Below are 8,618 nucleotides of genomic sequence, written 5' to 3' on the forward strand. Positions count from 1 at the left end.
AATCTCCAACCCCAGAGAATCTGAGGCCGGGGATGTCAACATATCTGGCGTTGACTTTTGGCACGCTGTTGAGTTCTCAAGGAACGGACGCTTCCATCAGGCGGCTTTCACACCGGCCCTCCGGGCGCTTCGTTCTTTCGTGTTTCCAGCTTATCAGATGTTTTCCGCTCCGTTTTCCGGAGTTTCATTCAGCCGACTTCGCTTTCCGCTTGTCCCCGCTCTCTCGCGGCGACTCCGGAACTGTACGGGGACGGGGACGCCACATGCAAATCGTCCCGCCCTGCTCGCGCAGGACGGGACGATCCGCGGTCCGGAGTCGGCCTCAGGCGCGGCCCATCTCCTCGGCGATGGCCGCCGCGAAGGCGTCGATGTCGGCCTCCGTGGTGTCGAAGGAACACATCCAGCGGACCTCGCCGGTGTGCTCGTTCCAGAAGTAGAAGCGGTAGCGCTTCTGCAGCCGCTCGCTCACCTCGCGCGGGAGGATCGCGAACACCGCGTTGGCCTGGGCCGGGCGCACGACGGTCACCCCGTCGATCGCGCGGACGGCCGTCTCCAGCCGCGTGGCCATCGCGTTGGCGTGGCCGGCGTTGCGGAGGTAGAGGTCACCGGAGAGCAGCGCCTCGAACTGGACCGAGACGAAACGCATCTTCGACGCGAGCTGCATCGAGGTCTTGCGCAGGAACTTGATGTTCCGGACCTTCTCCGGGTTGAGCACGACCACGCACTCGCCGAACAGCAGGCCGTTCTTCGTACCGCCGAAGGACAGCACGTCGACGCCCACGTCGGTGGTGAAGGCGCGCAGCGGCACGCCCAGCGAGGCGGCGGCGTTGGCCAGGCGCGAGCCGTCCACGTGGACCAGCATGCCGAGCTGGTGCGCGTGGTCGACGATCGCCCGGATCTCCTCCACGGTGTAGAGGGTGCCGAGCTCGGTGCTCTGGGTGATCGAGACCGCGAGCGGCTGCGCGCGGTGCTCGTCGCCGTAGCCCCAGGCCTGCTGGTCGATGAGCTCGGGGGTGAGCTTGCCGTCCGGGGTGGGGACGGTGAGCAGCTTGATGCCGCCCATCTTCTCCGGCGCGCCGCCCTCGTCCACGTTGATGTGGGCGGTGTCGGCGGCGATCACCGCGCCCCAGCGCGGGAGCAGGGCCTGCAGGGCGACGACGTTGGCGCCGGTGCCGTTGAAGACGGGGTACGCCTCGGCCTGCTCGCCGAAGTGGCGGCGGAAGACGTCCTGCAGGTGGGCGGTGTAGTCGTCCTCGCCGTAGGCGACCTGGTGGCCGCCGTTGGCGAGGGCTATCGCGGCGAGGATCTCGGGATGCACGCCGGCGTAGTTGTCGCTGGCGAAGCCGCGGACGGCGGGGTCGTGCCGCCGTACCGCGTCCGTGCTGCCGGAGGGGTCGGTCATCGGGCTGTCAGCCACAGGTGCTGTCCGTTCAGTTCTTCTGCGGGGCGGTCCCAGAGGCCCGCCAGGTGTGCGGCGAGGTCGGCGGTGTCGGTGAAGCCGGCGAACTTGGCGTCCGGCTTCTCGGCCCGCATCTCGGGACTGACCAACGCCTTGATGACCAGGATCGCAGCCGCGGCGGTGGGCTTGCCGTCCTCGGCCGTGGTCTCCTTGCGGAAGGAGTCCGCCATGGCGAGCGTCCAGGCCTCGGTGGCGGCCTTGGCGGCGGCGTAGGCGGCACCGCCCGAGGTGGGCTTGTGGGCGGCGGCGGCGGAGATCATCGCGTACCGGCCGGCCTCGCTGCGCAGCAGCGCGGGCTGGAACGCCAGCGAGGTGTGCTGGAGGGTGCGCACGACGGTGTCGTGCAGGAAGTCCCAGTCGTCGATCCGGCTCTCGAAGAAGGTCTTGCTGCCGCGCCAGCCGCCGACGAGGTGGAACACGCCGTCGACGTGGCCGTGCTCGGCCTCCAGGTGGTCGGCCCAGTCGTGGACCTCCTGCGGGTCGAGGAGGTCGATGACCTGGCCGCTGATCCGCGCTCCGCGCACGGCGACGCGGACGGTGTCGAGCGCGGTCTCCAGGCGCTGGGCGTCGATGTCGGCGCCGATGACGGTGGCGCCGTCGGCCGCGAGGCGGCGCAGCACGGCCTGGCCGGCCGGGCCGCTGGCTCCGGCGACGGCGATGACCTTGCCGGTCAGCGGTCCCTTGGGTGCGGTGGTCACGCGGCAGCTCCCTGCAGGCCGGCGCCGGTGATGCCGGCGGTGGAGGCGATGACGCCGCCGAGCTTCTTCGAGAGGGCCTCGTAGAACATGCTCAGCGGGAACTCGTCGGGGAGCACAGCGTCGCACAGGGCCTTGTTGAGCGCCTTGGGGTCGGTGAGGTCGAACGGCAGCGCCTCGGTGCCCTTGGCCCAGGTGGAGGCGGGGTGCGGGGTGAGGTAGCGGGAGACCAGCTCGTAGGCGGCGACCCAGTGGGCCGGCTTGGGGCGGTCGATGCCGTCGCGGTAGAGGGTCTCGATCTCGGCGCAGAGCGCGTTGGTGACCTGCGGGGCGCGGTCCCAGTCGATGCTCAGGCGGTTGTCGCGCCACTGCAGGGCGTTGTGCTTGTGCAGGTAGGCGAAGAGCAGCTGGCCGCCCATGCCGTCGTAGTTGCGCACGCGGTCGCCGCTGAGCGGGAAGCGGAAGAGGCGGTCGAAGAGGACGGCGTACTGGACGTCGCGGGCGTGCTCGTTGCCCTCGGACTCCAGCTGCACCGCCTCCTTGAAGGTGGTGAGGTCGCAGCGGAGCTCCTCCAGGCCGTACATCCAGAACGGGCTGCGCTGCTTGATCATGAAGGGGTCGAACGGCAGGTCGCCGTGGCTGTGGGTCCGGTCGTGGATGAGGTCCCAGAGCACGAAGGTCTGCTGGGTGCGCTCCTGGTCCCCCAGCAGGCTTTCGGCGTCGGCGGGGATCTCCAGGCCGAGCAGGTCGACGGCGTTGGAGGTGACGACGCGGAAGCGGGCGGCCTCGCGGTCGCAGAAGATGCCGCCCCAGGTGAAACGTTCCGGCGCCTTGCGCACGGCGACGGTCTCGGGGAAGAGGACGGCGGAGTTGGTGTCGTAGCCGGCCGTGAAGTCGGTGAAGGTGATCGGCACGAACATCGGGTTGTCGAAGCGGGTGCGCTCCAGCTCGGCGAGCCACTCGGGCCAGACGACGTTCAGCAGGACGGCTTCGAGGTTGCGGTTCGGGTTGCCGTTCTGGGTGTACATCGGGAAGACGACCAGGTGCTGCAGGCCGTCCTCGCGCTGGTCGGCGGGCTGGAAGGCGAGCAGCGAGTCCAGGAAGTCGGGCTCCCGGTAGCCGGTGTCGGCCCACTTGGCGAGGTCGGCGTCGACGGCGGCCAGGTAGGCGGCGTCGTGCGGGAAGTGCGGGGCCAGCTCCGCGACGGCGGTGCGCACGGTGGCGACCAGCGGGTCGACGGTGTGGCGCTGCACGGCCGACAGGTCGATGGAGCCGTCCTTGGACTGCAGCGGGCGCAGGTTCTCGACGGCCTCCTTCAGTCGCAGCCAGGCCGGGTGCTCGGCGAGGTTCTGGGCCGGGGCGTCGGCCGCCACAGCGAGCCTTGGCGAAAGATTCTGCATCGTGGACTCACTTCGACAGGAGGGTTTTCAACGAGACCACCATAAGTACGAAAGGTTCTTCTGTTCAAGGGGGGGCTTGGCGACGGATCTTCGGCGGCCCGCCCTGCGGGGCGCGAGCGGCGGGCGGGCGAACGGTCCGCGGGACCTTCCGGACGCCGCCGGACGAAGGCCCCCAAGCCGACCATGCCGCGCGTGCCGGGGCGCCGCCACCGGGGGCGGCGGGCGTCACCGGACGCGAGGCGGCCGACCGGCGCGGGGCCGCCGGGAGCTGCGCGACGGGCACCTCCGTGCGCCCCCGTTCGCGCCCTGCTGCCCGGGGCGGCGGGCGGCGACCGTGGACCGAACGCCCGTCCGCGCCGCCCGGGAGGCCGACGTTGCACGGTCCGAACCTGGTCAGCTGGCTGCTCGCCGTCCTCGGCGCGGCCTCCGGGGGCTACTGCCTCTCCCGGCTGCGCCGCACGCCGTGCGCACCGGCGCGGGGGCGGGCCGCGCCCGCCGGTCCGCGGCTGCGCACCCACGAGTCGGATCTCGCCGAGGGACTGATGGGCTGCGGGATGGCGGCCATGGCGGTGACCGGGACGGCGGTGCCGGGCGAGGTGTGGGCCTGGGTGTACGGTCCGCCGGCGGTGCTCCTGCTGCTCGCGGCCGTCCGCCGCCCGGCGCGGCGCGCGCACCGGCTGCACCACGCGGTGGGCGCGCTGGCGATGACGTACATGGCGCTGGTGATGGCGGCGGCGCCCGGCCACGTCGGTCATCACGCGGCGCCGGGCTGGCCGGCGCTGACCGGTGTGCTGCTCCTCTACTTCGGGGGGTACGCGCTGTGGTCCGGCAGCCGGCTGCTGAGCGGGCCGGGCGGTGCGGTGCCGGCGGTCTCGGCCGGGCTGCCGCGGGCCTGCCGGCTGTCGGTGGTGATCGGCATGTTCGCCATGCTCCTGACCATGTAGCGGTCGCGCGCCGCATGCGGAACCCGCCGCGCCGCCGCGTCGCCGTGGCGTTGGTCACTGGCCGGCCGGAATTCGTACCACCGCACCCCGGCAGCGCATAAGTTGGCGGGAAGCGCACTGTCGCGCTCCGTGCGTCCTCGGGGAGCCCATGCCATGACGGCCCTGCTCGGCCTGCTGCTGCTCGGACTGCTGCTCGCGACGGCCGCCCCGCGGCTGCTGGCCCGGGCGCGCTGGGTGGAACGCGAACCGGTGCTGGCGCTGCTGGTCTGGCAGTGCCTGGTGGTGGCCGTGCTGCTGTGCTGCGCGCTGAGCCTGGTGCTCGCCGCGATGGCCGCCCTCCCCGCGCTGCGCTCGGTGCTGTTCTCCGGCGCGCCCACCGGGGTGGAGGCCGCGTACGGGTTGCACAACGCCGAGGGCTGGGGCCGGCTCTGTGCGGCGGTGCTGGCGGCGGGCGGGCTGCAGACGGTGCTGGCGCTGACCCGGGAGGTCCGTACGGCGAAGGCGCTGCGCGACCGGCGGCACGCCCAACTCGCCCAGCTGTCACCGCCGTTGCCGGAGTCGATCGAGCCTTCCTCGGGCCACGGCGCCCGGCCGCGCCGGGAGCGGCTGGTGGTGCTGGAGAACGTCCGTCCGGAGGCGTGGTCGCTGCCGGGGCACGAATCCCGGCTGGTGGTGACCACCGGGGCGATGCGGCAGCTGACCGACCGGGAGCTGGCGGCGGTTCTCAGCCACGAGCGCGGGCACGTCCGGGCCCGGCACCACTGGCTGGCCCAGGGTGCCCAGGCGCTCGCCTCGGGGTTCCCGGGGGTCGGGGTGTTCAGCGCCTTCCGGGATCAGGTGGGCGAGCTGGTGGAGCTGGCGGCGGACGACCGGGCGGCGCGCCGGCACGGGCGGCACACCACGGCCCTGGCGCTGGCCGAGATCAATCTGGGGCGCGGGGTGTTCGGCTCCTGCCCGCCCGGGCTGGCGCAGTCGCCGAAGCGGGTGGACCGGCTGCTGGCGGGGCGGCCGCGGCTGTCGGTGCCGAGCCGGCTGCAGCTGACCCTGGCCGCCCTGGCGGCCCCCGCCGCGGTCGTCGTGCTGGCCGCCGCGCCGGGCCTGCTCGCCCTGCGCTGAGCGCCGGCCGGCGCCGGAGGATCCGCGCACCGGGCCCGTGAACTCTCGGTCCCGGAGAGCGGGTTGACGCGACCTCAGCCGGTGGCCGGCCCGCAGCCGGGCGCCGGGTCGTCGGCCAGGGTGAGCGACAGCACCTCGCGGTGCAGGGCGCGCGCCTCGGTGTAGCGCCGGTGGCCCTCGCCGGTCAGCGCGACGTTGATGCCGCGCCGGTCGTCGGCGCACATCGCGCGGGTGACCAGTCCGGCCTTCTCCAGCCGGCCGATCAGCCGGGAGAGCGCGCTCTGGCTGAGGTGCACGGTGGGGGCGAGCTCCTGGACCCGCAGCCCGCCGCCGGTGCCGTCGCAGCCCTCGACCAGGCGTTCCAGCACCTCGAACTCGCTCATGCCGAGCCCGTGTTTCTCGCCGAGCTCGCGGTCCAGCAGGCAGGCGGTCTGGGCATGCCGGGCCAGCAGGTCGCGCCACTGGGCGACCAGACCTGCCTCCGCCGGGGAGTCGAGTTCAGCCACGCCGCCACGGTATCACAGGCGACCACAATTACTGCGTTAACATCTTATTCACTTGCATTGGATGCATGTGCATGTAGTCTCTTGCGCCATGACCACAGCGACCGCCGCGACACCCGACGCACCGTCATCTGCCGGGGCCCACTGGACTCCCCGCCTCTGGGGCACGCTGATCGTGCTCTGCGCCGCGCTCTTCCTGGACGCCCTGGACGTCTCGATGGTGGGCATCGCCCTCCCGTCCATCGGCTCCGAACTGCACCTGTCCACCTCCACCCTCCAGTGGGTGGTCTCGGGCTACGTGCTCGGCTACGGCGGCCTGCTGCTGCTCGGCGGCCGCACCGCCGACCTGCTCGGCCGCCGCCGGGTCTTCCTGACCGCGCTCGCCGTCTTCGCCGCCGCCTCCCTGCTCGGCGGCCTGGTCGACGACGGCGGCCTGCTGATCGCCGCCCGCTTCCTCAAGGGCGTCGCGGCCGCCTTCACCGCCCCGGCCGGCCTGTCGATCATCACCACGACGTTCCCCGAGGGCCCGGCCCGCAACCGGGCACTGTCGATCTACACCACCTGCGGCGCCAGCGGCTTCTCGCTCGGCCTGGTGCTCAGCGGACTGCTCACCTCGGTCGGCTGGCGCTGGACCTTCCTGATGCCGGTCCCGATCGCACTGATCGCCCTGGCCTTCGCCGTGCGGCTGCTGCCCCGCCCCGTCGAGGAGAAGGCGCACGGGCGCTACGACGTGCTCGGCGCGATCACCGGCACCGCCGCCGTCCTGCTGCTGGTCTTCACCGCCACCGAGGCGCAGGGCGCCGGCTGGCTCAGCCTGCGCACCCTGGGCTCGCTCGCCGCCGTGGTGCTGCTCGTGGCGGCCTTCCTGGTGACCGAGAGCCGCACCGCGCACCCGCTGGTCCGCCTCGGCATCTTCCGCAACGGCGGGGTCGCCCGGGCCAATGTGATCGCCTTCGTGATGGCCGGCGCGTACGGCGGCTTCCAGTTCGTGGTCACCCTCTACCTTCAGGACCTGCTCGGCTGGTCGGCCCTGGCGATGGCGCTCGGGCTGCTCCCGGCCGGTGCGATGATCGCCCTCTCGGCGCCGTTCATGGGCCCGGTGGTGGACCGCTTCGGCACCGGCCGGCTGCTGCCGATCGGCCTGCTCGCCCTGGTCGCCGCCTTCGCCCTGTTCCTGCGGCTGGACGAGCACAGCTCGTACCCGGCCCTGGTGCTGCCCTCGATCGTCCTGCTGGGCGTCGGCTTCGCGCTGGCCTTCCCCTCGGTGAACATCGCCGCCACCGACGGGGTGGCCGACGAGGAGCAGGGGCTCGCCTCCGGACTGGTGAACACCGCGATCCAGGTGGGCACCGCGGTCGTGCTGGCCGGCGCCACCGCGATCATCACCGCCGGCAACGGCGGGGGCACCAGCGCCCAGGCCCAGCTGGACGGCTACCGGCCCGCACTGCTCTTCGTCACCGGGGTCGCGCTGATCGGCCTGGTGATCGCCGTCACCGGCGCCGTGCTCGACCGGCGGAAGAAGGCAACTCCCCGGCCGGTGCCGGACTATGATTATCCGTCAGTAAGCCGGGAAGGCCTGGCCGAGGAGCGTGGCGAGGTCCTCAGCAAGAGCTGACCGGCGAGCGCCGGACGACGGCAGGGGCCCCGGACGGGGACTCCCGGCGCCGCGGTCCGGCCCTCGCCGAGGAGCAGGGCGCCGGCTCTACCAAACCCCCGTGTTGGTAGGGCCGGCGCCTCCGTACGATCCGAACCCGTCCGCCCGGCCAGGGGCCGGCCGCCGGGGTTCGGTCGGCGGCCGGGCCAGTATATTGGCCGCCAGCCAACGAACGTACGGAGCAGACACGATGGCACCTCGCGGGGATTCGGTCAATGAGGAGATGCGACAGCGCTCCCGGCGACGCATCATGCGGGCCACCGTCGAACTGGTCGACCAGCGTGGATACGCCGGCACCACGCTGACCGACATCGCCGAGCGGGCCGGGCTCGCCCGCGGCCTGCTCTCCTACTACTTCGACGGCAAACGACTGCTGATGCAGTCCGCGACCCACCGGATGATGCACCAGACGCTCTCCGCCGCACTCGACGAGCTGGACCCCGGCGCGGGCCCGGAGGCCCGGCTGGCCCGGGCCATCGACGCGGTGCTCGGCCTGGCCATGGACCACCCGCGGGTGATGCGCTCGCACCTGGCGCTGATCCTCGACCCGGACACCGGCGCCTTCGTCCAGGACCCCGAGCAGCAGCGGCTGGGCACCATCCTCCAGGAGCTGCTGCGCGACTGGGGCGCGCCGGACCCGGTGGCCGAGCACGCGGTGCTGCGCAGCGCGCTCATGGGCGGCTGCATAGGCGTGCTGCTGCCCGGGGCGGAGCTGCCGCTGGCCCCGATCCGCGCCGACCTGTTCCGCCGTTACGACCTGCCCTGGCAGCTGGGCCGCCCGCCGCAGCCCCTCCCCCCGGAACGGGAGCGGCCGGCCGCCCCCCGGGGGGCCCCGGGCCGCGGCCGG

At 72.8% G+C, this 8,618-nt stretch carries 8 protein-coding genes; 4 read left to right on the top strand and 4 right to left on the bottom strand.

The window, feature by feature from the left end:
* Positions 1-322: 322 nt before the first annotated feature.
* The 3 genes from ACFXAM_RS35950 to ACFXAM_RS35960 are packed head-to-tail and all read right to left on the bottom strand — an operon-like array spanning position 323 to position 3,554.
* Positions 323-1,402 carry a threonine aldolase family protein gene (locus ACFXAM_RS35950; RefSeq protein ID WP_380297816.1) on the bottom strand — a complete coding sequence of 360 codons (1,080 nt, stop codon included), beginning with the start codon at positions 1,400-1,402 and terminating at the stop codon, positions 323-325.
* A complete protein-coding gene (locus ACFXAM_RS35955; RefSeq protein ID WP_380297805.1) occupies positions 1,399-2,157 on the bottom strand; it encodes an SDR family oxidoreductase in 759 nt (252 codons plus the stop codon). The genes ACFXAM_RS35950 and ACFXAM_RS35955 overlap by 4 nt, the downstream gene beginning before the upstream one ends.
* The gene (locus ACFXAM_RS35960; protein WP_380297807.1) at positions 2,154-3,554 is read right to left on the bottom strand and encodes a DUF6421 family protein; all 1,401 of its coding nucleotides are present in this window, start codon (positions 3,552-3,554) and stop codon (positions 2,154-2,156) included. The genes ACFXAM_RS35955 and ACFXAM_RS35960 overlap by 4 nt, the downstream gene beginning before the upstream one ends.
* Positions 3,555-3,928: 374 nt before the next feature.
* On the opposite strand from ACFXAM_RS35960, the gene ACFXAM_RS35965 reads away from it, so the two are divergent.
* Both ACFXAM_RS35965 and ACFXAM_RS35970 read left to right on the top strand, forming a co-directional pair.
* Positions 3,929-4,498 (top strand): DUF5134 domain-containing protein, encoded by a 570-nt coding sequence (locus tag ACFXAM_RS35965; protein WP_380297808.1) that lies wholly within the window; start codon positions 3,929-3,931, stop codon positions 4,496-4,498.
* A gap of 153 nt (positions 4,499-4,651) precedes the next feature.
* A complete protein-coding gene (locus ACFXAM_RS35970; protein ID WP_380297810.1) occupies positions 4,652-5,614 on the top strand; it encodes a M56 family metallopeptidase in 963 nt (320 codons plus the stop codon).
* Positions 5,615-5,688: 74 nt separating this feature from the next.
* Here ACFXAM_RS35970 and ACFXAM_RS35975 read toward each other — a convergent pair whose 3' ends face one another.
* Positions 5,689-6,120 carry a MarR family winged helix-turn-helix transcriptional regulator gene (locus ACFXAM_RS35975; RefSeq protein WP_380297811.1) on the bottom strand — a complete coding sequence of 144 codons (432 nt, stop codon included), beginning with the start codon at positions 6,118-6,120 and terminating at the stop codon, positions 5,689-5,691.
* An 88-nt stretch (positions 6,121-6,208) separates the two neighbouring features.
* Here ACFXAM_RS35975 and ACFXAM_RS35980 point away from each other — a divergent pair, with 88 nt between their 5' ends.
* Positions 6,209-7,732: an MFS transporter gene (locus ACFXAM_RS35980; protein WP_380297812.1), complete on the top strand. Its 1,524-nt coding sequence runs from the start codon at positions 6,209-6,211 to the stop codon at positions 7,730-7,732.
* A 262-nt stretch (positions 7,733-7,994) separates the two neighbouring features.
* On the top strand, positions 7,995-8,618 hold a 624-nt coding region (locus tag ACFXAM_RS35985), incomplete at its 3' end, for a TetR/AcrR family transcriptional regulator (protein ID WP_380297814.1).

The sequence above is a fragment of the Kitasatospora sp. NPDC059462 genome (assembly GCF_042749955.1).
Lineage (GTDB): Bacteria > Actinomycetota > Actinomycetes > Streptomycetales > Streptomycetaceae > Kitasatospora.